This window comes from Ureibacillus sp. GCM10028918, assembly GCF_042666115.1.
Lineage (GTDB): Bacteria > Bacillota > Bacilli > Bacillales_A > Planococcaceae > Ureibacillus.
In genome coordinates this window covers 53,205-79,411 of the sequence record NZ_JBHTFK010000002.1, presented here as the reverse complement: position 1 = coordinate 79,411, position 26,207 = coordinate 53,205, and the positions used below count along the sequence as shown (strand labels likewise).

The following is a 26,207-nucleotide window of genomic DNA, read 5'->3' as shown; positions in this document are numbered from 1 at the left end:
AACAGTCCTTTACTGTACCGTTTCATTCGCTAATTTTGTAATCTCTTCTCCACCCGCTGCATACCACTCTTCTACAAAAGTATCAAACTCATCAACCGGAACTTTTCCCGTAATAATATCAGCTGCATATTCTTTATAAAGATTTTCCATGGCATCCCACTGGCTAATATACTCTTCCGGAATTATGAAGTCATTATCCGCGACATAAGTGTCAACTACTGCATTTGTAGATGCTTGCCCTGGAGGACTTAATAATGGCGTATCCGAACTCATCGGTATATCAAGCTTCACATTTTGCGGCTCCCAGAACCTAGAAAACCATTCAGAATAAAATTTCTCCGTTAACACAATCTCCTCATTCTCGATATTGTAATGTTCCCCTTCATACCCTAATAAATCAAGTTTCATCCCTTCAGGACTCGCCAAGAAATCCAATATTTCAAATGCAATTGTTTTATTTGGGGATTGCGACGATATTGCAAGTCCTCGCGGCTCCTTTGTCACGCTGGTTGCTGCATAACCAGATGAGACACCTGAAGCACTCGGCAATACGGTTAACTCTGCACTATCTCCGTTGACTGCCTTCGTGCGCGTATTATATAAATCTATTACTTTACCATTTGTACCGACAATAACCCCTGCTTTGTTGTTATAGAAATCATCTTCTTTTACATCCCATTGTTTTGTTAAATACTGATTATCCAGTAATCCATCCTCATAGAGCTCCGCATAAAATGCGAGTTTTTCCTTTTCAGCATCGGATACTTTTTTGTACACATAACCACCGGCACCATCTTCTAACCATGTGGAAGTAACGCCAAATGCGCGATTAAAAATAAAATCCAGTTCCGCAATATCACCAGCTACAGTTACCCCATATTGGGACAATCCTTTATCAACCATCTCCTCAAAGAAAGCTCGATAGTTTTCAACAGTTGGATCAGCTAATAAGCTTTCTGAAGTTGTTAGTTGCTCCAAGAAGTCTGTACGTACGACCGGCACTTTGTGATTGATTGGCTTCACCCATAATAAATATGGATAGTTCTCTAATCTTGTACCATTGTGTTCATACAAAATATCTTTTAAATACTCCGAGTCCTCGATATACGGTGTTAAATCCTCCAGCAATCCTTGTGCAGCTATTTGTTCATCACTACCTTGGAAATAAATAATATCTGGAATATCTCCGCTATAAAGAAGTAAATTTAGTTTTTCAGCATAATCACCTTGGGCAATTTCAACAATATTAAAGTCTACATTTAAGTCTCGATGTTCCTTTAATGCTGTTTCGAGAGCATCATAATATTTCACTGAAGCTTCACTCGAAGGTCCATCATCTTTATAAGCAATCGTGATGACCGTTTTTCCATCCTCGGTTACTTCGGGCTCAACAGCTTCCTCCCCCGTTTTATCACTGCATGCAACTAATAGAACCGCCAGCAATCCTAATAACATTACCCATACCAACTTCTTCACTTTGAAACCCCCCGTTTAATTTTTTACTATTCCTTCACTCCACCATCCATAGTCCCCTTTGTAAAATATTTAAGAATTAGTGGATAAAGCAATAACATTGGAATAACAGCGACTACAATCGTGGCTGATTGCAGTGAGCCAAAATCAAGAGTGGCAAGGAGTTCAGGCGACATTCCCTCTACACCTTTCAATAACGTCGTATTGTCCTGTGTTACAACAAACTGCCTTAATACAACTTGAAGCGGCCACTTATTTGGATCCGATAAATAAATTGTGGCACGGAAATATTCATTCCAATGATATACGCCATAAAACAAGGCTAATGTTGCAAGTGCCGGTTTTGACAGGGGCAGCATAATTCTCGTAAAAATCCGGAAGTGTCCCGCTCCATCTATTTTGGCTGCTTCCAATATACTATTAGGAACTTCTTGGAAGAAACGCATCAAAATGAATAAATAATAGACATTAATCGCTTTATATAAAATGACGGCAGCATATGAATTTAATAAATGCAAATCCTTCATTAATAAATATTCGGTAATCATCGATGGTTCAAATACCATAATGGCAACCAAGACAACTAATACAATTCGTTTTCCAACAAATTCAGTTCGAGCTAAAACATAGGCTGTAATGGCTGTTAAAAATAGGTTTAGACAGGTACCCACAATTGTTATAAAAACCGAGTTAAAAATGCTCTTTAATATAAACGGATTGGACATAATAATTTCATAGTTAATAAGCGAAAAGCCTTTTGGCATAACTCCAAGGCCCGATAATTCATTGACTCTAGCAGGTTCGGAGAGCGACATTGCGAGAATATTTAGTAAAGGAATTAAGACTGCTAAAGTAAATACAAATAATATGAATTGAATAATCGCCTTAGTGATGCTAAATTGCCTCATCTTAATCCCCCCTCTACCATACACCTTTACCAGTTAACCGTTTCGACATGAAATGAGTACCTAAAATCAATACCAAGCCAATGACACCTTTAAACAAGCTTGCAGCTGTTGCATATGAATACTGACCATTCAATATACCAATTCTATAAACATACGTATCTAAAATATCAATGACACTTAGTACGGAATCATTCATTAAGTTGAATACTTGGTCAAACCCTGCACTCATAAAGAATCCTAAATTTAAAATAAACAAAGTGACGACTGTGCTCATAAGCGCCGGGATGGTGATATATCGCATTTGTTGAAGGGTTGTTGCACCATCTATCCGGGCCGCTTCATAAAGAGAGGGATTAATTTTTAGGATCGCCGCCAAATATAAAATGGAATCCCATCCTGCACTTCTCCACATTTCAGAGTATACGAGGACCCACCTAATGTGTTCTTTACTTGTCATGTAGTCCAGCGAGGGCAATTGGAAGAAATTACGTATAACATTCACTCCCCCATCAACTGGATCAAGTAATGTAATCCAAATTCCCGCTATAACTACCCATGATAGGAAGTGAGGTAAATAAGAAACCGATTGAACATATTTACGGTAGGGACCAAAACGCAATTCATTTACTAAAAGCGAGACTAGAATGGGAATTGGAAAAATAAAGATAATCTTCATTGTACTAATGATAACCGTATTCGTTAATACATCCTTAAATGCTGGAGAGCTAAACAACTGCTGAAAATGCTTCATTCCAACCCACACATTTTCGCCTATAATTCTGTAATCTTGAAATGCTAGTTTCATATTTACTATAGGAATAATGTGAAAGATTACAAAATAGAGCATTCCAGGCAACAACATCAAATATAAAATCCAATCTTTATGAATACGCTTTAAGCTACTTACTCTTCTCATCCCCTCACTCCTTTCTAACGGGTGTCTTCTTTAAAGTTCAAGATTCATTAATGGGGCATGCTGTTGTGCTCCATAAACATCCCTATCCCCCGGGCTCCCCGAGGAGACCTTTCTTGCAAACGTGATTTTTATGCCAAGTGCTTGATCGAAATAAACAAGGTGATGAATGTCCGCTATGCTCAAATTATATATTTCAGCAATCGTCTCTTTCGTAATAACCCCTGCGTTCTTAACTTCCTCATAAGTCCTTTTGTCATCGAACAAGACGTCTAATGTAATTTCAAACGGCCCCGCATTTTTGCTGCGTAAGATTTTTGCTTTTTCAACTAATTTGACCATTATTACACCTCCATTACTTCCAGAAGGAATGGATCTTGGGTAATCCTCATTAGATGATAAATAGAAAATTCATAAACTGGACCAAATTCAATATCGCTTGGAGCAAATGGGAAAGCTAAATTCCCTGCTGATGATTTTCGTCCTTCATAGCCATAATGCAGAAACGTTGACCGGACATTGGAACAGATTGAATTTGCCAATTCTTGATCTTTCGCCAATACCTCGAACATCACTCCAATTTCATGTCCAAAAAAGGGACTGGGCTCTTGCTCCCCTAATACGGCATCCTTACCGTAATGATAAAAATTTACTTTGTAATCATCCTCGGAAATCTCCGTAAAATAACTTTTTACTTGACCAAGGACTTCTTTTTCTACTTCTTCTAACTGATTGATTAATACAGGGTCACGAATTCCTGCAATAACAAAAGTACGATAGGCAACTTTTCGAGCTCCTTCTAGCTTGATTCTCATTTCTTTTTCAGGAATATATCGACTGTTGCGAACCTCGATTATGCCATCTGCAATTTCATTAAATTCACAGTTTTCTAGATTTAATGTAAAACCTGGCCCATGTAATATAAATGGATGCTCTTTTTCGTAAAATGTATGTGCCGCCACACTGATTGGTGTACATTTGCGGATTGGATTTAACGCTTGAACAGTAAACGAATCGTTATATAGCGTACCGAGAATACTGTCTTTTGTCGTTCCGGGCTCTGCACATAAAGCACCACACTCTAAAATTTTTCCTAAATGATAAGATAAACCCGGATCCATCCCATGATAAATACCTAAAGCAGCAAATGGTGATGGGTCATAACTTCGACCACATAGTATGATGTCACACCTTTGTTTTAAAGCTTTTAAAATGGGTTCATGCCCCATCTGAGCCACTATGGTTTTGGTATCCAATATCTTTTCCATTGTAAGGTTTGGAATATTAGAACTTAATGGCGTAATGCGTCCTTCCTCCAATGCATCGATAATTGTCTGTTGTTTAAAATCCGCCCAAATAATCCCAATCTTTGCATGGGTGTTTTGTTCACATACTATTTCTTTTACAACCTCAAGAGTTAACTCAACATGTGTTTTTGCTCCTGCTCCCCCTGATGAACCAATAATGACAGGTATTCGATGCTTCAGACCTTTTTCAAGAATAATAGACAAATCCTTCTTGAGTGCACGCCGACTTACAATCGAAACATTCGCCCCCAATTTATGTGGACCCGCATCTGTAGATCCTGCATCCACCACTATCCCATGAATTTTCTCCTGGAAAGCATCCAGAAAAGGTTGTTTTGGAAATCCATATCCGAGAATGCCACAAGGAGATAGTATTTTTATGCCCTTCTGCATATAGTTCCTCTCCATCTCTTCACATATTTTGTAATCGATTACACTTTTAAAAATAAAAAGGACCTCTCTCGCTGTACCCATAATAAGTTGGCTGAAAAATTCAAGTAGGAAAAAGAATACTGTAGAAATGGAATCCTCCGGTCCTGCATAAAATAAACATATATTCGCTCGGGCAAATCAAATCTCATCCGCGTTTTTTGACTAACTCTATATAATATGCGAACCTTTTCTAAAATTTGAAATGGATACTGAAAAGTTTTAAAAAGGAGGAAGTATATTGGAAGCTTTAGCTTTAGAAAATATTTATAAAACCTATTCTGATGGTTCTCAGGCTGTAAGGGATTTTAATTTAGTAGTTGAGGAGAAAGAATTCATCGTATTAGTTGGGCCATCAGGCTGTGGAAAATCTACAACATTAAGAATGATTGCTGGTCTTGAAGAGATTACAAATGGCTCTTTGCGTATTGCATTAAAACAAATGAATGATGTAGCTCCCAAAGATCGTGATATAGCTATGGTATTCCAGAACTACGCACTCTATCCCCATATGAATGTATACGATAATATGGCATTCGGGCTCAAACTTCGAAAATTTTCTAAAAAGGAGATTGATAGACGGGTCAAAGAAGCTGCTGAGATTTTAGAGCTATCTAACCTATTAAAGAAAAAGCCTTCCTCCTTATCGGGGGGGCAAAGACAACGAGTTGCGTTAGGTAGAGCAATAGTTAGAGATGCCAGTCTTTTTTTAATGGATGAACCGTTATCAAATTTAGATGCAAAATTACGTGTCCAAATGCGGGCAGAAATTTCAAAACTGCATCAACGACTCGGTACAACAACCGTATATGTGACCCATGATCAAACCGAGGCGATGACAATGGCTACGCGATTAGTGGTGATGAAAGATGGAATCATCCAACAAATTGGTACACCCAAAGAAGTCTATGATACTCCTAACAACATTTTTGTAGGCGGTTTTATTGGTGCACCGGCTATGAATTTCTTTAATGGAAAAGTAGTGAATGGATATTTTTCTTTAGGAAGCTACCAGTTAAAAATTCCCCTGGTTGAGTATGAAAGATTAAAGTTACTAGGTTTCGAAGGGAAGGAAATCAAATTAGGCATTCGACCTGAATATATCAATCAAAATTTAACAGGTCTCATGAATGATTCATCTAATATAGTGAAGGAAAATATTCAAGTGGCAGAATTAACAGGCTCCGAATTAATATTACATTCTATGATTGAAGAGCAATCATTTATCGCTCGAGTGCACCCTGACACCATTGTCGCCCCAGGAGACGAAATAGAACTATTCTTTGACATGGAAAAAGCACTTTTCTTTGATGGGCTGTCAGAGAATCGGATTTAAAATATGATATAGCGTACTTTATCCTGGAAGTTTAGAAGAGAGAACTTTTGTGAGCGTGCCTTACACAAAGCACAAAGACAAGCCGCAGAGACAACTACAAGTTGGCTCGAGCTGCATGTGTGGGGAGCGAGAACGTCGCGTCCATGCGACATCGCTCCCATGACCAACACGCGCGCGCCTCTTAGCCCGCTAATCTAAATAACACTAATTTAGAATCTTTATTAGTAATAACATTATTTTAGTACAATGTTTCTATTCTAAATAACCAGACAAGACTCTAGCATATGGTGAATTTGATGGCAGGATAATGACTGTATCTTCACCGATTGTTTTCTTATACGACTCTAGAGTACGGTATAATCCGTAGAATTCTGGGTCACGTGAGAAGGCAGCATTATAGATTTGTGCCGCTTCTGCTTCTCCTTGTGCCCGGATTACGGCGGCTTCTTTCTCTGCTGTAGCTAGCAATTCTCGAACTTCGCGGTCTGTTTGTGCAACAATTTTATTTTTCTCAGCATCCCCTTCTGATAAGTATCGCTGGGCAATCGATTCACGTTCAGAAATCATTCTAGTATATACTGATTGCTCATTCTCCTGAGGTAAGTCTGTACGACGTATACGTACATCGACTACTTCGATTCCAAAGTTACCGCTTTTTAGAAATTTATTTACTTCCTCTGTTACTCGGTCATTGAGACTACCCCGTTTAGAATTTTCGTCATTAATAATTTGATCGTAATTTAATTGTCCGAGCTGTGTGCGAATCACAGAGTAAATAAATTCCTCCATCCGCGACTCTGCATTAATGAGTGTACCTGAATTTGAGATAAGAGATTTCGGGTCTGTTACGCGCCATACGGCATAGTTATCAATAATAATACGTTTCTTATCCAATGTGTTAATTTCTTCTTGGGTCATATCATAGGTCATTAAGTTTTTCGGCAGGGTTGTAACACTTTGGATGAATGGAATTTTCATATTCAAGCCTGGTTCGTCTTCGTATTTTACAACCTCTCCAAATTGACGTACGACTCTGAATTCATTCTCTTTTACCACATATACATTAGCTATCAAAATAACGAATACTGCAAAAATGACAGTTAAAAGGATTGCCGATTTGAAAAATTGCCGTCCATTAAATGGTTTTTTCTCTTTTACTATTTTTGTATCTTGTAAATCTCCACTATCAATTTTCTTTTTATTTTTATTATTTCCAAATAATGATTTAGCAAATCTTTCCAAATCCCCATCATATTGATTGTTATTGTTACTCATTCTTTATCGCTCCCTTCAGGCGTTTCTTCCGTATTTTGAACAGGAGCAGTAGTTGATGGTTGAAGCGGTAAATATTTTAATGTTTCTCCCTCATCATTCATGATATAAATCTGCGTGTTAGGTAGAACATTTTCTAATGTCTCCAGAATTAAACGTTGTCGCGTAATTTCTTGATTGCCTTGATATTCTTCATATAATTCTTTGAAAATAGCTACTTCCCCTTCTGCTTGTTGAACGCGGGCTACTTTTTCTCCCTCTGCTCGAGACATGATTGCACTCACTTCACCTTGGGCTTCACTTAACTTTTGGTTTTTATATTTTTCTGCTTCATTTGTTTTCGTATTTTTAGTTTCACGAGCATCTGTTACAGCAGTAAAGGCAGCACGAACTTCCTTATTCGGTAATTCAACATCCTGAAGCTTTACGCCTAAAATACTTATGCCAATATCATATTTGTCAACTAATGATACTAATAAGTCCCGCGTTTTTTCCTCAATTTTTGCTTTTCCATCTGTCAATGCTTCATCAATTGTTGAGCTGCCGATAATTGAACGAATTGCACTTGAAGTGGCACTATGTAAAATTTGTTTTGGATGTTCTGCATTGAATAGATACTTTTGCGGATCTGTTATTTTCCATTGTACGACTAAGTCTGTTAGGACAATGTTTTCATCCCCTGTAATCATTTCTGTTTCATCGTCATAAGCCTCGATGTCGCCTTCTTCCGTTTGTTCATAGCCAAACTGTAAGCTATACGTTTCTTTAGAAAGCACTTCTACCTTTTGAATAGGCCATGGCAATTTAAAATGCAAACCAGAATCAGTTACCGTCTCATCTGCTTGACCAAAAGTAATAACAACTGCTTGTTCTGATTCATCCACTGTATACCACGAAGTAAAAACTGCTATTAAGGCAATGATTGAAAACAAACTAAGTCCTGTAATAATCAAAGTACGTTTTACACTCAATTTAGATCCCCCTGCTTTAAATTTATTTAATCTTTAGTTTATTTACGGATCTACATAAGAAAAGTTTCACCAACGAAAAATTCTTTACCCAAGAAAAAAAGGAAATGCCTCTATAGGTAGAGACATTTCCTTTCAATGTATGTTTTTCTAATTACAAAAATTTGAAACAGGGGGGTTTCTATAAATAATCATATGATAGAAATATGAAGTAACAATAACATTAATGTAAATCTATTGTTAATTTACTTTTTTAATGGAATTAATACTTTCATGCAAGTACCTTTTCCAACCGTACTTTCTACATTGATTTTCCCATGATGAGCTTCTACTAAGTGTTTCACGATAGCAAGCCCTAATCCAGTACCTCCAGAATTGCGACTTCGAGCTTTATCTATACGATAGAATCGTTCAAAAATACGAGCAATTTCACTCTTCTCGATGCCCATTCCCTGGTCCTCTACTTCTATAATTCCATATTCACCGTTCGCTTTTATGCGTAGCGTAATGGTTGTATTTTCCGGAGAGTAGGTAATTGAGTTTGTAATAAGGTTCGTAAATATCTGAATCAGTCGATTGAAATCACCCATTACCATGACATCCCGGACAATGTCCACATCAAACTGCATGTTCTTCTCATCAAGTCTTGGGCTTGTTAGTTCCACTGAACGAATCAGAACTTCCTGCAAGCTTGCTGGCATTATATTAACGGAGAATCCGTGCTGCTCAATTTTCGATAATTCAAGCAAATCTTGAATAAGCATTTGAAGACGATTGCTTTCCTGATAGATGATATCCAAAAATGAAATAAGCATTTTTTCATCCTTAAAAGCACCATCCAATAAAGTTTCTGAAAATCCTTTTATGGAAGTAATCGGTGTTCTTAATTCATGAGAGACATTTGCAACGAAGTCCTTGCGTATTTGCTCTAGACGTATTAATTCAGAAATATCATGCATTACGATTACTACACCTAACCAACGCCCATGGTCACCAACTACAGGTGCACCATAAACCTGTTTGTATTGAATCTCCTGTTGGATTTCGACTTCTATTTGTTTTCGATATGGAAGTTCCGTTAAAAACACATGGTCTATAAATTTTTCCAACTCATTTGGTAAGCCTAAAGTTAAAAAGTTATACCCTTTGACTTCATCGATTGATAATTCAAACCCTTCAAGAAATCGCCGATTTACAATCGATACTGTAGCTTCACGGTCAATCATGATAAGGGCGCTACCCATGTTTTCAATTAAGGTTTTTAACCGCTCATCTTCAATCTCTCGCATTTTTTCAATCTCTTGCAGGTTCCTCGCTAAGATATTAATGGAGTTTCTTAATTCCACAATACTTAAAGGACCCAGTGCATAAGCACGAGCACGATAGTTTCCTTTCGTTAACTCTTTAGCTGTCAGCGTAATATTTTCAATTGGATCCAATAAGTTCCGAATGAGGTGATTTGCAACTAAGCATATTAGCACAAAACTGACAAGAATCAAAAAAGCAATGATTGAGGCAAACTGTCTCCGGATTGCCTCTATCTGTTCTGTACTGAATTCTAAATTACTTTTCGTTGCAAAGTTCTCGATAATAAATGGAAAAAGCTGACCCAAGATAAAGCCAAGGACAGCTAATATAGAACCTGTTAATATCATGAAGGTAACAAATAATCGATTTCGATATGCCTTCATAGGCTTTTTGGCTCCTCAAATTTATAGCCGATTCCCCTTATCGTTTTAATGAATTTTGGTTTACGGCTATTTTCCTCAATTTTGTCCCGCAAATGGCTAATGTGAACATCAACAATTCGTGTATCACCAGCAAAATCATAATTCCATACAGCACTTAATAGCTGATCACGCGTTAAAACACGATTCTTATTTTCTAATAGATAAACCAGTAGCTCAAACTCTTTTGGTGTGAATTCCAAAGACTCCTCATCAAGAAATGCTTCGAATCGATTTGGATACACTTGGAGTTTACCAAAGTTATAAACCACATTTTCCGGTTCTTCTTCCTCTTGCTGCTGAACAGGTGTAAATCGTCGTAAAACTGCTTTCACACGGGCGATTACTTCACGTGGACTAAATGGTTTTGTCATATAATCATCAGCACCAAGCTCTAAACCTAATACCTTATCAAACTCGTCATCTCGTGCTGTCAGCATGATAATAGGAATGTTTCGTTTTTGACTGCGTAGCTCCTTGCATACTTCCATCCCATCCATAGTCGGTAACATTAGATCTAACAGGATAAGATCTGGTGAATGCTCTATAGCCATATCAAAACCTATTTTCCCATCATGGGCTAGTAGTACTTCATATCCAACACGTTCTAAATTGTACTTTAATAATGTAGCGATTGATACTTCATCTTCTACGACCAAAATTGTTTTTAACATATACAACCTCCAATGATGATTTGAAACCCCCATTTCAAATCAGAAAACAAATATTAATATGGTGGTACTACCTTTAGTACACCATCCATAACCAGTATATTCTTTTCTTTAAATGCTTTCACATATATTTCTACTGTGTTTTGAGCTAAATCAATTTGTTGAACTTCAAGCAGTATTTCAATTGTTTCGTTATGATACACTGGCTCAAAATACATAATATTCTGTTCACGAATATGTGAACCCGGTCCAGGTAGATGTTTGGATATGGCAGAAGTAATGATTCCATTTAACATAATAGCAGGAATAATCGGTTTTTTGTATGGTGTCCCGATTGCATAGTCATGTTGAATATATAGCGGATTATTATCATTTGTTAAGCCTAAATAAAGAAGTAAATCTTTGTCTTCCATTTTTTCGAAAAATTGCAGCTTTTCTCCAACAAGGATTTCTTCAATCTTCTTCCCGAGTTTCATACCCTTACGTAGCAGCAATTATGCAGCAACCCCTTTTATTTTCGAGATTACTTTCATAGTATCAATTTTTAATGAAAATAACAATCTCTAGAAATATTGAAAGAATTTGTGATTCTGGAGAAGAATAAAAGCGCAAGCCCCCTGCTCTGCCCCGACAAGCGCTGGAGTATCCGACAAGGAGGCGCTTTTTGCCTTCGTAGGAGGGAGCGAAGCGACTAGAGGGGCTGGGCTGCTTGCGCTAAATGTAAAATAACCATTTCAGAATATTATCCACACAACAAAATTTTATAATTCCTTAACAAGCACAAAGCCGAGTGAGAATTTCCCACTCGACTTTTTAAACATGCAAATTATTCTAATATAGTCATTACTTCTTTAACAGCTTGGGCAGATACATCTAATGCTATTTTCTCTTGTTCCGTTAATTTCAGTTCAAAGATTTTTTCAATTCCGTTTGCTCCTAATAACGTAGGTACACCCAGATAGATGCCATTGTAGCCGTATTCACCTTCTAAATATGCGATAGACGGCAGGACGCGCTTTTGATCTTTGATGATTGCTTCAGCCATTTCTACTAAGGCTGCAGCTGGAGCATAGTATGCGGAGCCGTTTCCAAGCAGGTTTACGATTTCCCCTCCACCAGCTCTAGTGCGTTGTACTATTTCTTCCAGACGTTCTGGGGCTATCAATGTCTCTAATGGAATCCCACCAGCATATGAATAGCGAGTAAGAGGAACCATTGTATCCCCATGCCCACCTAATACAAAACCTCTAATATCCTTTACGGAAATATTTAATTCTTCTGCAACAAATGCACAAAAACGTGCCGTATCCAAAACACCAGATTGACCGATTACTCGATTCTTAGGGAATCCGGTTTCTTTATATACGGTATAAGTCATTGCATCTACAGGGTTTGTTAAAACTAGAATTGTTGCATTAGGTGAATATTTTGCAATTTCACCTGCTACTGATTTCATGACCTTTTGATTTATTTGAACTAAATCATCTCGGCTCATTCCGGGTTTACGAGCTACACCGGCAGTAATTATCACTAAATCGGACTCTGCAGTATCTGCGTAGTCGGAGGTCCCTTTTACATGCGAATCAAAACCTTGTACAGGTGCTGCCTCCCACATATCTAAAGCTTTTCCTTTTGTTGGGTTTTCTGCTTGCGGAATATCAACTAATACGACATCCCCTAGTTCTTTTTGAGCTGCTAAGAACGCTGCCGTTGCACCGGTAAAACCTGCACCAATGACAGATATTTTTTTGCGTTTTAGAGACATAATGTCGACACTCCTTTTGAACCTGAGTTAGTATGGTCCTCATTCTTTAAAGGGGAGAGCAGTGTTTATCGGCACCCCTCTTTAATAAATTTAGGATTGATAGATGTCCATCTAATCTTACTATATCCAAAAAAGGGAAAAATAAAAAGAAAAGGGTAGCTAATAATTCATAAAGTATTACTACTTTAATCATAAAAGCTACCCTTTTATTTAATTAATAATTTTAATTTTGCTAAGAATTAAAGGTTTGTGATTAATTCGTTAGCGAACTCAGAACATTTAACTTCAGTAGCGCCATCCATTAAACGAGCAAAGTCATAAGTTACAACTTTAGATGCAATTGTTTTTTCTACAGAATTAGTAATTAAATCTGCAGCTTCTTGCCATCCTAAGTGTTCAAGCATTAATACACCTGAAAGTAATACTGAAGATGGGTTTACTTTGTCTTGACCAGCATATTTAGGTGCTGTACCGTGAGTTGCTTCGAAGATCGCATGTCCAGTTACATAGTTGATGTTAGCTCCTGGAGCGATACCGATACCACCAACTTGTGCAGCTAATGCATCAGAGATATAGTCACCATTTAAGTTCATTGTAGCTACTACATCGAACTCTTTTGGACGAGTCAAGATTTGTTGCAAGAAGATATCAGCGATAGAATCTTTTACGATTACTTTACCAGCAGCTACAGCTTCGTCTTGAGCTTTGTTAGCAGCTTCTACGCCTTCTGCTTCTTTAATTCTGTCATATTGATCCCAAGTGAATACTTGATCGCCATATTCACGTTCAGCTAAATCATAACCCCATTGCTTGAATCCACCTTCAGTGAATTTCATGATGTTACCTTTGTGAACTAAAGTTAATGATGGACGGTTATGTTTGATAGCGTACTCGATTGCAGAACGCACTAAACGTTCAGTACCTTCTTTTGACACTGGTTTAATACCGATACCTGAAGTTTCTGGGAAACGGATTTTGTTAACGCCCATTTCTTCTTTTAAGAAGTTGATCACTTTTTTCACTTCTTCAGAACCTTGAGCATACTCGATACCAGCATAGATATCTTCTGTATTTTCACGGAAAATTACCATGTCAACATCTTCTGGTTTTTTTACTGGAGAAGGTACACCTTCGAAGTGACGTACTGGACGTAAACATACATATAAGTCAAGTTGTTGACGTAATGCTACGTTTAAAGAACGGATACCGCCACCGATTGGAGTTGTAAGAGGACCTTTAATAGCGATTAAGTATTCGTTAATTTTATCTAAAGTTTCTTGTGGTAACCATTCACCAGTTTGGTTGAATGCTTTTTCACCAGCAAGTACTTCTAACCATTCAATTTTCTTTTCACCATTATAAGCTTTTTCAACAGCTGCATCGATTACACGAGATGCTGCAACCCAGATATCTGGACCAATTCCGTCCCCTTCAATGAAAGGAATCGTTGGGTTATTTGGTACTTGAAGTGCGCCGTTTTCTACTACAATTTTAGACATAGATGTTGCCTCCCTATTTTCATAAATCTAGGACTGTGATTTCACAGTCCTAGACAATTCTAACATATTTTCAAAAAATTATCTTTCCTCGATTGATACGTATTTTTGCATTCCTGGTCCAACATATTCTGCACGAGGACGAATTAAGCGATTATTCGCATATTGTTCCAAGATATGTGCAATCCAACCAGAAGTACGAGATACTGCGAAGATTGGTGTGAACAAGTCATGTTCGATTCCTAATGAATCATAAACTGATGCAGAGAAGAAATCTACGTTTGCAGGTAGTTTCTTTTGTCCAACGATCATGTCATGGATTTTCACTGACATTTCATATAGTTCTGGTTTACCAGTTAATTTAGTTAATTTTTCGCTCATTTCACGTAAGTGTTTTGCACGTGGATCGCCTTTACGATATACGCGGTGACCGAAGCCCATAATTTTTTCTTTGTTATCTAATTTAGTTTGAATATAAGTTTCAACATTATCAAGTGAACCAATTTCAGATAACATTTTCATAACTTGCTCGTTAGCTCCACCGTGAAGAGGACCTTTTAACGCACCGATTGCAGAAGTAACTCCTGAATATACATCAGAAAGTGTAGCTACACAAACACGTGCTGTAAAAGTAGAAGCATTTAATTCATGGTCAGCATGTAAAACTAAAGCTTTGTTGAATGCTTCAATTTCGATCGGTGCTGGTTCTTTACCATGTAACATATATAAGAAGTTTGCAGCATATCCTAATTCAGGTTTTGGTGCAATTGGTTCTAAACCTTTACGGATTCGAGAGAAACCAGTAACTACAGTCGCAATTTTAGCTTGTAGACGAATTGCTTTACGGTAGTTTGCTTCAGTAGACATTTCATCTGCTTCTGAATCAAAAACACCAAGTAATGAAATTGCTGAACGAAGAGCTGCCATTGGATGTACTGTATCTAATGGGTATGATTTGAATTGGTCAAAGATAGCTTGAGGTACTTCAGCATTGTCTGCTAATTCTTTAGTTAACTCAGCTAGCTCGTCTTTTTTTGGTAAACGTGTATGCCAAAGTAAATATACTACCTCTTCAAATGTAGCATTTTCAGTTAAATCATCAATATCATATCCAACGTATGTAAGTGTGTCATCGATAATTGAACTGATTTTACTTTCTGCAGCTACGATACCTTCTAAACCACGTGTTGCTGTCATAAAAAATCGCTCCCTCTTCATAAATATTTTAGTTGTAAGTGCTTTCTTTTTGCAGCACCTAAATAATTCTGCTCATATGAACCTATAAGTAAATCGCTTACATCTCATATTATAATAAATTTTGACGGCTTTGTGAATGAAATTGAATGAAATAAAGAAAATATTGATTAGTTAATGAAAAACTCGATTAAAGAAGAAAAAAACGTCTCAAGCGAGATGTGAAATATATGAAATTGAGGTGGGATTTTGCAAACAAGCAAAAAAAACGTCATTCCTTACAAAAAAAATCTAAAATATTTAGTGTTAATTTTATATTTTGTTATTTTATGGCTTATATTACCTGTATCAATAGCCATATTTTTCGCCTATTTTTTGTATCCTATTATCAACTTTTTTCATAAGCGCCTAAGAATACCATACATATTAAGCACTATCTTGATTTCCGTGTTAATATTTCTTACAACTTATGTATTCCTATTTATGACGGTCCAAAGTGTTATTTCTATTTACCCTGAAGTGAAGGTACAAGTTCAAAATTTAGATATCCTTAATTCTGGCGACCATATATTATTAGAAACTATATTCAATAAATCTCTTTCCTATATAGATGGTGCCATTATGGGCATTGCAAATGTTTTGCAAGATATCTTATCTTATATAATCGAACTCTTTATTTTTATTGTGGCTTTCTTCTTCTCCATAATCGAATCCAGGAAAAATAGATATTGGTTTTTCATTTATGTTCCTAGACAATATCGCGAAGAATGGAAAGGTTATTTTTCTAAGGCAACAGGTCTTTTTGGATACTTCCTCTATGTTGAATTTCAACTATTTATCATTACATTTTTCTTATTAAGTTTTGGACTGGCATTATTGCAGTTTGAACATCCTATTAATAAATCGTTTTTAATATCTTTGGCAGATGCCCTACCATTTTTCGGGATCGGTTTATTCCTTATCCCAATTGCAATATACTTCTTTGTTATTGGAGAAAAATTTCTCTGTATCTCCTTAATAGTACTCTATATTTTCATCCAATTGACCCGGCAAATTGCGGAGTCGCTGCTATGGGCATCAACTTTCCATCTTAGAACAGTACATACCTTCTTTATCAGTGCTGCTTCGATATTATTGTTTGGTGTTTACGGGATATTAATTAGCCCGTTCCTTTTACTGATAGCAGTGAAAATCAAACAAAAGTCTATCTATGAATAATGAAGGCTTGACCGTTTTTCATCTTCTTTCTTAACCAATAGTAAATCGCAGGCTTATACAATTTTCTTGTGAATGGAATAATCAAGGTAAGGCCTACGAGATCGGTTAAAAAACCTGGTGTGACTAATAGAATTCCACCTACAAATATTAAAAATGTATCAATAATCGCCACTCCTGGTGGATTTCCTTCAGAAAGGCTGGTTTGTAAATTACGAAAAGATTGAATTCCTTGTTTTTTTGCAACTAGTATTCCAATCACACTCGTTAATACAATCAACACTAATGTACTAAAAACACCTAGCGCTTTTCCAACTACTATAAAAATTGCTATTTCAATTAATATGGTTGCTATGAAAGTACCTATTAATTTTCTCATTATAAACCTCCTTTTGCGAAATTATTTCTATAATAGTATATACGCTTCATGAGATTATTAGTTTCATTTTGCTTCAAGGAAAAAAGGGGCATCCTCAAATTGAGGTTGCCCCTTTTAAATATTCTTGATTCTTTTATCTATAAAACACTTGCATGGCCTTTATAAATGACGCCTGTTTCTGCATCCATCGTAATTTCTTGGCCATGACGAATTAATGTTGTTGCTTCATTTACACCAACAATTACAGGAATCCCAAGACTTAGCCCAACCACAGCGGCGTGGCTTGTTAAACCGCCTTCTTCCGTAATAATTCCAGCGCATTTACTAATTGCATCCATCATTTCACGGTCAGTTCCAACTGTTACTAAAATAGCATCTTCTGCATCATAGCTACGCGCTTCTTCAGCGTTTTTCACAACAATCGCCTTACCAACAACTGAAAGCTTGCCAACACCTTGACCTTTTGCTAATAAATCACCAATTACGTGAACTTTCATTAAGTTTGTCGTACCAGCCTCACCAACAGGAACACCTGCCGTAATAATCACTACATCTCCGTGGTCAACGTAACCATACTTCAATGCTTCATCTACCGATAATTCTAAAATCTCATCTGTAGTAGTCACTCTTTGTGTAACGATTGGTGTTACTCCCCAAACAAGAGTTAATTTTTGAGCTGTCGAAGGAATATTCGTTATCGCAACGATTGGTACACCTGGTCGATATTTTGCGATCATTCTAGCTGTCGTACCACTTGCAGTAGGTGCAAGTACTGATTTTACTCCTAGGTTTATCGATGTATAGGCCACAGCTTGAGAAAGAGCCTCCGTCATCGTTGCCCCTCTTTCTTTACTGCGAGTATTTACAATTGTTCGATAGTCCAATGAATTTTCTGTATACTCAGCAATTTTATTCATCGTAGTTACTGATTCAACCGGATAAAGTCCAGCAGCTGTCTCACCAGAAAGCATGATGGCATCTGTACCATCAATAATAGCATTGGCAACATCACTAGCTTCAGCTCGAGTTGGACGTGGATTACGCTGCATCGAATCCAACATTTGTGTCGCAGTAATTACTGGCTTGCCTACCAAGTTGCATTTTTTAATTAATGTTTTTTGAACAAGCGGCACTTCTTCTGCTGGAATTTCAACCCCTAGATCTCCACGGGCAACCATTAAACCATCTGACACTTCAATGATTTCGTCGATATGATCGACACCCTCTTGGTTTTCAATCTTAGGAATGATTTGAATGTGACTACCATTATTTTGTTCAAGTAATTCACGAATTTCAAGAACGTCTTTAGCTGTACGAACAAAGGAAGCTGCAATAAAATCAACGCCTTGTTCGATACCGAACAAAATATCCTGTGCATCCTTCTCCGTAATTCCAGGTAGTTTCACTGATACTCCGGGTACATTTACACCTTTTTTATTTTTCAATAGACCCGCATTCTCAACAATCGTATGGATTAATCCTGCTTCTAAATCCTTTGCCAGCACGCGAAGTTCAATCAAACCGTCATCTAATAGGATTCGATCGTTTTGGTCAACATCTTCGATTAAGTTTTCATAACTAACAGAGAAGCAGTTTTCATTTCCTACTACTTCTGTCATCGAAATGTCGATTACTTGTCCTTGCTTCAGATGCAGTTCTCCATTTTCCATAGTATGAGTACGAATTTCAGGACCCTTCGTATCAAGTAAGATTCCCACAGTTTTATTCAACTTTCGAGACACTTCCCGAATAGTTGCAATCCTAACGGCATGTTCTTCATGATTCCCATGGGAAAAGTTTAATCTTGCTACGTTCATGCCTGCTTCCATCAACTTAGTAAGCATTTCTGGTGATTCACTTGCTGGACCTATAGTACATACGATTTTTGTTTTTCTCATAGTTTTCTCTCCGTTTACTTAGTTATATTGAAAGTTCTTTCGACAATGTATAAAGGCTTAAATCCGCCTTATGCTTATTCGAGAATGCTTCTTCTAAGTCATAATCATAAACCTGATGATTTTTGATACCGACTGCTCGTCCACTTCTTCCTTCCAGCAGTACTTCTACAGCTTTTGCCCCAAAAAGACCTGCCAGAACACGATCTCGTGCAGAAGGCGAGCCACCACGTTGAATATGACCAAGAACTGATACTCTAGTTGTAATGTCTGCCTTTTCTTTTAATATTTTCGCCAATTCACTACCAGCCATTACCCCTTCAGCCACAATGATAATACTATGCTTTTTACCGCGAGCAATACCGTGTTCAATACGAGAAATAATATCTTCAATGTCATATTCTTCTTCAGGTATCAGAATTGATTCAGCACCAGCAGCAAGCCCTGCCCATAAAGCTATGTCCCCAGCATCTCTTCCCATTACCTCAACAATGAATGAATTTTCGTGTGAGGTTGCGGTGTCGCGGATTTTGTCAATCGATTCAATGACAGTATTGAGTGCTGTATCAAAGCCAATTGTATATTCAGTACCGGGTATATCGTTATCGATTGTTCCTGGAACACCTACACTTGGAAATCCTTTTTTCGTAAGTTCCAGCGCACCTCGGTAAGAACCATCTCCCCCAATTACAACAAGGCCTTCTACTCCTGCTTCTTTCATATTTTTAATACCCTGCAGCTGATATTGCTCTTCTTTAAATTTCGGGCAACGAGAAGAAAATAATTTTGTCCCGCCGCGTTGAATAATTCCACCTACAGAACCTAAATCCAACAGCTCCATTCTGCCTTCGATAAAGCCTTCATATCCATGGTAAACCCCCATTACTTCAACGCCATGAAAATTTGCTTTACGAACTACAGCACGAATGACTGCATTCATTCCCGGAGAATCTCCTCCACTTGTTAATACGGCAATTCTCTTCATTACGTAAAGAACCTCCTATTATATCCTCTTATTACACACATTAGCATAAAATGAAACGAATGTGAGTATATCAATAAAGTTATAATGATACTTTTACAAATTAAGCAATAATTGGGGAAATACTCAAAAATTAAATTAATAACTAATCTTTGTTAATATTCTACCCTTATTTTGATAAAAACACGAGCATCTCTATAATGTGAAATTAGATGTTTATATAAACTAATGCATCTAATAAATTCAAAAGTAATTCTGATTTCTATATAGAGGAATCAATTCATACTTCTGTTTCCAAAAAAGCTCTATTAGTACTGTTATCTTATCTGCTTAATTGTATCTTCTCAAAAAAAACGACAAAACCCAATTTGGATTTTGTCTTTTTTTAATCATCTATCTAGAAGTTGAGCTGGCCTCATAAACTTAAATTAGTTTACTTCTTCTTCGATGAACTCGCCTATCTTTCTAAATTTATCGTAACGATTTTCGATAAGCTCTGTTTCCGATAAGCCACTTAATTCAGTTAATGCATCATTAATACAATTTTTTAATTCAACTGCTTGAGCTTGTACATCTCGGTGTGCTCCCCCAGCAACCTCATTGACAATCCCATCAATAATGTTCATCTCTTTTAAATCAAAAGCTGTGATTTTCATAGCTTCTGCCGCTTGTTTCGCTAAAGTGGCATCTTTCCAAAGAATGGATGCTGCACCTTCTGGAGAGATAACAGAATACGTTGAGTTCTCAAGCATAAAAATTTTATTTGCAACCCCTAATGCCAATGCTCCCCCACTGCCACCTTCACCAATGACAACACTAATAACAGGTACTTTTAGTCCTGCCATTTCAAAAAGATTTTTTGCTATGGCTTCGCTTTGACCACGTTCTTCAGCGGCTTTACCTGGATAAGCTCCCTTTGTATCGATAAAACAAATAATTGGTCGTTTGAATTTTTCTGCTTGCTTCATTAAACGTAATGCTTTTCGATAACCTTCTGGATGCGGCATCCCAAAATTACGTCGGATATTTTCTTTTGTTGTTTTACCCCTTTGATGACCGATAATCGTAATCGGCTGTCCTTCAAAACTCGCAATTCCCCCAATTATTGCTTCGTCATCTCCGAAAGATCGATCCCCATGCAATTCGATAAAATCCGAGAAGATTTCTTGAATATAATCAGATGTTGTTGGACGTTGTGCATGTCTTGCTACCTGAACTCGATCCCAAGGCTCCATATTTGAGTAAATTTTCGATTCTAATTGCTGGAGTCTTGTTTCAAGTGTTTCTATTTCTGTTGACATATCGACTTCTGCATTTTTTGCTATTTCTTTTAACTCTCCGATTTTTTCACGAAGTTTTACAACAGGTTCTTCGAAGTCAAGAGACTTAGACATTTGAAACTCCTCCTTTTTGGTGTAACTTTACGATTGTCGCTAACTTATCACGCATTTCTTTGCGGTGGAAAATAGCATCTAATTGACCATGTGCCAGTAAAAACTCGGCTGTTTGGAAATCCTCCGGTAATTTTTCACGAACAGTCTGCTCAATTACACGACGTCCAGCAAATCCAATTAAAGCTTGCGGCTCAGCAATGTTTAAATCCCCTAGTGATGCAAAACTTGCTGATACTCCCCCAGTTGTTGGATGGGTCATGATAGAAATGAAAAGTAAACCATGATCACTATGACGTTTTAGCGCAACACTCGTCTTGGCCATTTGCATAAGTGAGATAACCCCTTCTTGCATACGAGCCCCACCACTAGCTGTGAAGATGATAAATGGCAAACCATACTCAGTTGCTTTTTCAATCGCACGTGTTATTTTTTCCCCAACTACTGATCCCATCGAACCCATTCGGAAATGTGAATCCATTATTGCAACAACTACTTGTGCCCCTTCAATACTTCCTATTCCTGTTAAAACTGCTTCATTTAACCCCGTTTTGTGTGAATCAATTTCGATTTTATCTAAATAGGAAGGAAATTTTAATGGGTTAGAAGTACGTAAGTTTTCATCAAAAGATTCAAATGTGCCTTCATCTAATAAAATAGAAACTCGTTCCCAAGCAGTCATTTTGTAGTGATGATCACAATTAGGACAAACTTTTAAATTGTTGTCTAATTCCTTAGTTAAGTAGATTTTTTTACACTCCGGACATTTTGTCATTAAATCTGCTGGAAAGGAGTTTTCTTTATTGCGATCTACAATGACACCTTTTTGTTTCTTTTTGTTAATAGATAATAAACTTCTAATTGCCACTGTTTTTCCTCCTTACAATTATGATGTTGAATTTCTCATATAGTGGATCCAGTTTTCATAAGCGCTCAATGCTTCTCTTTCATAGCCTAATTGCAATGACTTTATCAGCATCTGAAGCATCGGCTTTTCTTCCTCGGTTGATAGCTTCTTCAGTGGTGTTGCACCGTATGCTACGAGCTGCAGCCATATTTTTAAAGCCAGCCTATTACCAGATGCAATTATTAATTCTCTTAGTAAGAGATCTCTTACGATTCCATCTTCTAGTTCCAGTTTCATAAACAAGCTTTCCCAAACTGGTAAACTTCTTAAAGATTGTTCTGAACAAATGACTCGTATGGCTTCCTTTTCATGCATTCTTCTTACTATATGAACATCCTCAACTGACTTATTTTCTTGAAGTATAAAGGATGCTAAGATCTCAACCAATTGGTTTGAATGAACAGCAGATAAAAAGGTACCCCCGCCATGTCTTGTTTCAATAAGCCCCAGCAACTCCAAGCTTCGAAGTGCCTCCCTTACTGAGGAACGGCCAACATTCAGTCTTTCGGAAAGTACACGTTCTGAAGGTATTTTTTCTCCCGGTTGAATCCCCTCTTCTTTGATTAACTTTCTTAGTTGACTCACAATCTCTAAAAATACTTTTTTGTTTTCTTGTTTTTTATCCATAAGCACCCCGCATGACGTTAGGAACTAAAGGCATTATTATCCGTACAATGTAAATCACATAACAAACATTAGAAATTACGTTTTTTGGCAACACTAGAGAAGAAAATCAATTGAGCTCTCATAACTGATTTTCGAATTTATATATATCTTATCAGCCTAAAGTGGTCTGACCACTTTCCACTAGAATACATAATGTTGTTCCTTTTGTAAAGAAAAAACTGTGCAACAATTGCACAGTTTTTGTAATTACAGCTATTTTTTTCTCGTTATTGGCTATTTTTCATCGTTTTTACCTTAATTTGCAGATTTCCATTGCGTTGCTCCAACATACCTTCCACATAAACAATCCTGTCTTCTTTGATCCACCCGATGACTTCATTATAGCTTTGCGGAAAAAGTGTTGCAGAGATTGACCCATATTCGTCCTGTAGCTGAATAAAGGCCATTAACTCTCCTTTTTTCGTACGAATTTGACGAATGCTTTCCACCATACCCACTAACTTAACAAAGTTATTCTTTCTGGTTTGACCAGGGCCTTTTGTTGTAGCATTTACGTCCTGCCATTTAGCTCTTTCTAATGCAACTGGATGTTCAGCTAAATAAAAGCCGAGTGCTTCTTTTTCAAATTGGAGCTTCATCTTATCTGGTATTGTGTGGGCTTCCATATATTTAGGCTTACCAAAGATTAGGTTATCTGATGAGAATAAGTCATTTTCCTCTTCGTTTGGTCGAACGAGTGAAGCATGCTTCCCTGCAGCGTCGATTGTGGCTAGAAGTATAGCTCTGTCTTTCCCGAAATCATCCAATGCGCCGGATTTTATCAAAGGTTCTATGACTTTTCGATTAAAGTGAGCAGCACTTAAAGATACTGCTAAATCAAAAATATCTTCGAATGGTTGATCTTTAGATTTTCGAATGGCCAAGATCTTTTGCAAAAATGGCTGGGGTACACCTTTAATCGCAGAGAGGCTAAACCGAATCTTCCCTTGTTCGACAGTGAAAAACCTTTGGCTCTTTTGGATAGACGGCTTTAGTACATCTATCCCTTTATTTCTAGCTTCTAGAATTAGTTGGAATAGCTTTTCCTGATTACCCGTTGCATTTGTCATTAGGGCAGCATAAAAGTTTGCAGGGAAATTTGCCTTTAAATAAGCCATCTGATAGGAGATAATACTATAGGCAACTGCGTGACTCTTTGGAAACCCGTAATCTGCAAACCGGACGATTAATTCATAAACTTCTTTTGCTATTTGTTCCGGAAATCCCTTAGAGACTGCACCACTAACGAATGCATGCTGCTGTTGCTCTAACACTTCTCTTTTCTTTTTACTGACAGCTCTTCTCAATAAGTCTGCCTGACCAATCGTAAAACCAGCAAATAGATGAGCAATTTGCATAATTTGCTCCTGATAAACAATTACGCCATATGTCTCTCTTAAAATTGGCTCTAACACCGGGTGTGGCATCAGAACTTGCTCCCGCTTTGCTTTCCTTCTAGCATAGACCGGAATAAACTCCATTGGACCTGGCCGATAAAGAGCATTCACCGCCACAATATCCAAGAAATCAGTTGGGGCAATCTCTCTTAAAGCATTTTTCATTCCGTCTGATTCAAGCTGGAATATTCCGTTTGTATCCCCTTGCCTTAATAGCTGGAAGGTTTTTTCATCATTTAAGGGAATTTGATTAAAATTAATCCATTTTTTATGTGTATAGTAAATCGATTGTCGAATATTTTCTAATATTGTTAAATTACGCAGGCCTAAAAAATCCATTTTTAATAAGCCGATTTGTTCAACCTCTTGCATCGGCCATTGTGTTAAATAAATGCCCTCATGCCCTTCTTCGATTGGCACTACTTCAACTAAGGGCATTGGACTAAGTACAACTCCTGCTGCATGGGTTGATGCATTTCTAGGCAAACCCTCCAGTTTTTTCGCTGCTTGCAACCAAGTTTTGCGAATCTGCTCAGCTTCAACCCACTTTTGGAAGGCTTCTGATGATGAGTAGGCTTGTTGCAAGGTGATTCCAAGCTTATTGGGTATTAGTTTCGATATCATTGCGAGGGTTTCACTTTCAAAATTAAACATCCGTGCAACATCTCTTGCTACTGCCTTTGCAGACAATGTTCCAAAGGTAATAATTTGGGCAACGTACTGCTTGCCATACTTGTTTGCTACATATTGAATGACTTCCTGACGTTTTGTATCAACAAAATCAATATCGATATCCGGAAGGGTAATTCTTTCTGGATTTAAGAAACGCTCAAATAATAAGCCATACCTTAAAGGATCCACTTGAGTAATATCTAAACAATAGGCAACAAGTGAACTTGCCGAGGATCCACGACCAGGTCCTGTTAAGATATTCGCGTTTTTAGCGAAGTTCATGAAATCGGCAACAATTAGAAAATAATCCGCATATCCCATTGAAATAATGACTTCCAATTCATACTGTAATCGATTTAGATACGCCTCCCCTGGACTATTTGTTTGTAAACGATCTTTAAGTCCGGCCATAGCCATTTCAGCAAGAACCTTATCCGAAGTTTGTCCTGGCTGTAATGGGAATTTAGGCATAAAATGTTTATCATTGGTTAGGTCAACCTGACAGCTCATTAAAAAATGTCGACTATTTTCCAGCCATTGAGGTTGATCGTGATACCAATTTTGCCACTCATTAGCTGTTGGGACGTACCCGTTTTCACGCTCACTATGTATTCCTTCGCTCAGTTTCACACCTGTCTCGATGGCTCTTGCAACCTTATATGCAAAATAATCCTCACGATTTAAGAATAAGCATTCATGGATCGCTATACATTTTACGTTGAAAAGTTGACTCAATTGCAGTGCTCTTTGCTCTACAGGCGAAATAACACCACCACTTCGAGCAATCCCAAAATAAAAATCAAATTGAAAGGTTTTAGCAACCTGCTGTGTGTATCCTGCATTACTATCATTGAACCACTGCTCAGATTCTGTTGAAATTACAGCCGCACAGCCTTTGGAATAAGCTGCTAACCAACGCCATGGAATCTTTTCATCTTCTCGAATAGAAATACTACTGCTTATTTTCAATAGATTTTTATACCCATCATTATCTTTTGCGTAGATTAGTATTGGCAGAGAAATTTCATCGGTAAATTCAACAATAATAGATAAACCAACTACTGGATGAATTCCGTTTTTTTTCATTGAATGCCAAAAAGGCAAAAGCCCGTACAATTTCGTATTAACCATTGCACACACTATTGCCTTTTGGGATTGTAAAAAAGGGATGAGCTCTTCCATACGAATTGTACTTTTCAATAAATCTGCACTAGTTCGCACCTGTGGATATACGACTGTCACAC

22 protein-coding genes are annotated in these 26,207 nt (G+C 37.3%); 2 read left to right on the top strand and 20 right to left on the bottom strand.

All coding sequences use genetic code 11. The features are described 5' to 3' along the window. Positions 1–9 precede the first annotated feature (9 nt). From ACFQU5_RS00360 to ACFQU5_RS00340, 5 genes are read right to left on the bottom strand one after another with little or no spacing between them, the layout of a single operon-like run. Entirely contained in the window at positions 10–1,476 is a 1,467-nt protein-coding gene (locus ACFQU5_RS00360; protein ID WP_390283538.1) for an extracellular solute-binding protein, read from the bottom strand. A 26-nt stretch (positions 1,477–1,502) separates the two neighbouring features. Beyond that, positions 1,503–2,381, bottom strand: coding sequence for a carbohydrate ABC transporter permease (locus ACFQU5_RS00355; protein WP_390283535.1), 879 nt, complete (start codon positions 2,379–2,381; stop codon positions 1,503–1,505). A 13-nt stretch (positions 2,382–2,394) separates the two neighbouring features. After that, positions 2,395–3,297 carry an ABC transporter permease gene (locus ACFQU5_RS00350; RefSeq protein ID WP_390283532.1) on the bottom strand — a complete coding sequence of 301 codons (903 nt, stop codon included), beginning with the start codon at positions 3,295–3,297 and terminating at the stop codon, positions 2,395–2,397. Between the two features lie 30 nt (positions 3,298–3,327). Continuing rightward, positions 3,328–3,636, bottom strand: coding sequence for a DUF4387 domain-containing protein (locus ACFQU5_RS00345; RefSeq protein WP_390283529.1), 309 nt, complete (start codon positions 3,634–3,636; stop codon positions 3,328–3,330). Between the two features lie 2 nt (positions 3,637–3,638). Then, positions 3,639–4,994, bottom strand: coding sequence for an acyclic terpene utilization AtuA family protein (locus tag ACFQU5_RS00340; protein WP_390283526.1), 1,356 nt, complete (start codon positions 4,992–4,994; stop codon positions 3,639–3,641). A gap of 277 nt (positions 4,995–5,271) precedes the next feature. On the opposite strand from ACFQU5_RS00340, the gene ACFQU5_RS00335 reads away from it, so the two are divergent. After that, positions 5,272–6,366: an ABC transporter ATP-binding protein gene (locus tag ACFQU5_RS00335; protein ID WP_390283523.1), complete on the top strand. Its 1,095-nt coding sequence runs from the start codon at positions 5,272–5,274 to the stop codon at positions 6,364–6,366. Positions 6,367–6,618: 252 nt separating this feature from the next. On the opposite strand, the gene hflC is transcribed toward ACFQU5_RS00335, so the two are convergent. From hflC to citZ, 8 genes are all read right to left on the bottom strand, one after another. Then, positions 6,619–7,641: a protease modulator HflC gene (gene hflC, locus ACFQU5_RS00330; protein WP_390283520.1), complete on the bottom strand. Its 1,023-nt coding sequence runs from the start codon at positions 7,639–7,641 to the stop codon at positions 6,619–6,621. Continuing rightward, positions 7,638–8,609, bottom strand: a complete 972-nt coding sequence (gene hflK / locus ACFQU5_RS00325; protein ID WP_390283517.1) for an FtsH protease activity modulator HflK — start codon at positions 8,607–8,609, stop codon at positions 7,638–7,640. Before hflK ends, hflC begins: the two co-directional genes overlap by 4 nt. A 242-nt stretch (positions 8,610–8,851) precedes the next feature. Continuing rightward, positions 8,852–10,297, bottom strand: a complete 1,446-nt coding sequence (gene pnpS, locus ACFQU5_RS00320; protein WP_390283514.1) for a two-component system histidine kinase PnpS — start codon at positions 10,295–10,297, stop codon at positions 8,852–8,854. Continuing rightward, a complete protein-coding gene (locus ACFQU5_RS00315; RefSeq protein ID WP_390283511.1) occupies positions 10,294–11,007 on the bottom strand; it encodes a response regulator transcription factor in 714 nt (237 codons plus the stop codon). The genes pnpS and ACFQU5_RS00315 overlap by 4 nt, the downstream gene beginning before the upstream one ends. Positions 11,008–11,060: 53 nt before the next feature. Further along, positions 11,061–11,498 carry a MaoC/PaaZ C-terminal domain-containing protein gene (locus ACFQU5_RS00310; RefSeq protein WP_390283507.1) on the bottom strand — a complete coding sequence of 146 codons (438 nt, stop codon included), beginning with the start codon at positions 11,496–11,498 and terminating at the stop codon, positions 11,061–11,063. 332 nt (positions 11,499–11,830) lie between these two features. Further along, complete coding sequence (mdh, locus tag ACFQU5_RS00305; RefSeq protein WP_390283504.1) at positions 11,831–12,769, bottom strand: malate dehydrogenase; 939 nt, start codon at positions 12,767–12,769, stop codon at positions 11,831–11,833. A 239-nt stretch (positions 12,770–13,008) separates the two neighbouring features. Next, on the bottom strand, positions 13,009–14,268 hold the full coding sequence (icd, locus tag ACFQU5_RS00300; RefSeq protein WP_390283501.1) for an NADP-dependent isocitrate dehydrogenase: 1,260 nt from the start codon (positions 14,266–14,268) through the stop codon (positions 13,009–13,011). A 78-nt stretch (positions 14,269–14,346) separates the two neighbouring features. Then, the gene (gene citZ, locus ACFQU5_RS00295; protein ID WP_390283498.1) at positions 14,347–15,462 is read right to left on the bottom strand and encodes a citrate synthase; all 1,116 of its coding nucleotides are present in this window, start codon (positions 15,460–15,462) and stop codon (positions 14,347–14,349) included. 300 nt (positions 15,463–15,762) lie between these two features. Here citZ and ACFQU5_RS00290 point away from each other — a divergent pair, with 300 nt between their 5' ends. Then, complete coding sequence (locus tag ACFQU5_RS00290) at positions 15,763–16,677, top strand: AI-2E family transporter (RefSeq protein WP_390284674.1); 915 nt, start codon at positions 15,763–15,765, stop codon at positions 16,675–16,677. On the opposite strand, the gene ACFQU5_RS00285 is transcribed toward ACFQU5_RS00290, so the two are convergent. From ACFQU5_RS00285 to dnaE, 7 genes are all read right to left on the bottom strand, one after another. Continuing rightward, positions 16,664–17,053, bottom strand: a complete 390-nt coding sequence (locus tag ACFQU5_RS00285; protein WP_390283495.1) for an FxsA family protein — start codon at positions 17,051–17,053, stop codon at positions 16,664–16,666. The two genes, ACFQU5_RS00290 and ACFQU5_RS00285, sit on opposite strands and share 14 nt — an antisense overlap. Positions 17,054–17,190: 137 nt before the next feature. Continuing rightward, positions 17,191–18,951, bottom strand: a complete 1,761-nt coding sequence (gene pyk, locus ACFQU5_RS00280) for a pyruvate kinase (RefSeq protein ID WP_390283492.1) — start codon at positions 18,949–18,951, stop codon at positions 17,191–17,193. Between the two features lie 22 nt (positions 18,952–18,973). After that, positions 18,974–19,933: a 6-phosphofructokinase gene (pfkA, locus tag ACFQU5_RS00275; RefSeq protein WP_390283488.1), complete on the bottom strand. Its 960-nt coding sequence runs from the start codon at positions 19,931–19,933 to the stop codon at positions 18,974–18,976. Between the two features lie 425 nt (positions 19,934–20,358). Beyond that, positions 20,359–21,324, bottom strand: coding sequence for an acetyl-CoA carboxylase carboxyltransferase subunit alpha (locus tag ACFQU5_RS00270; RefSeq protein WP_390283485.1), 966 nt, complete (start codon positions 21,322–21,324; stop codon positions 20,359–20,361). Continuing rightward, on the bottom strand, positions 21,317–22,189 hold the full coding sequence (accD, locus tag ACFQU5_RS00265) for an acetyl-CoA carboxylase, carboxyltransferase subunit beta (RefSeq protein ID WP_390283482.1): 873 nt from the start codon (positions 22,187–22,189) through the stop codon (positions 21,317–21,319). The genes ACFQU5_RS00270 and accD overlap by 8 nt, the downstream gene beginning before the upstream one ends. 18 nt (positions 22,190–22,207) lie before the next feature. Next, positions 22,208–22,855 (bottom strand): FadR/GntR family transcriptional regulator, encoded by a 648-nt coding sequence (locus ACFQU5_RS00260; RefSeq protein ID WP_390283479.1) that lies wholly within the window; start codon positions 22,853–22,855, stop codon positions 22,208–22,210. A 266-nt stretch (positions 22,856–23,121) separates the two neighbouring features. Continuing rightward, positions 23,122–26,205: a DNA polymerase III subunit alpha gene (gene dnaE, locus ACFQU5_RS00255; RefSeq protein WP_390283476.1), complete on the bottom strand. Its 3,084-nt coding sequence runs from the start codon at positions 26,203–26,205 to the stop codon at positions 23,122–23,124. Positions 26,206–26,207: the final 2 nt, after the last annotated feature.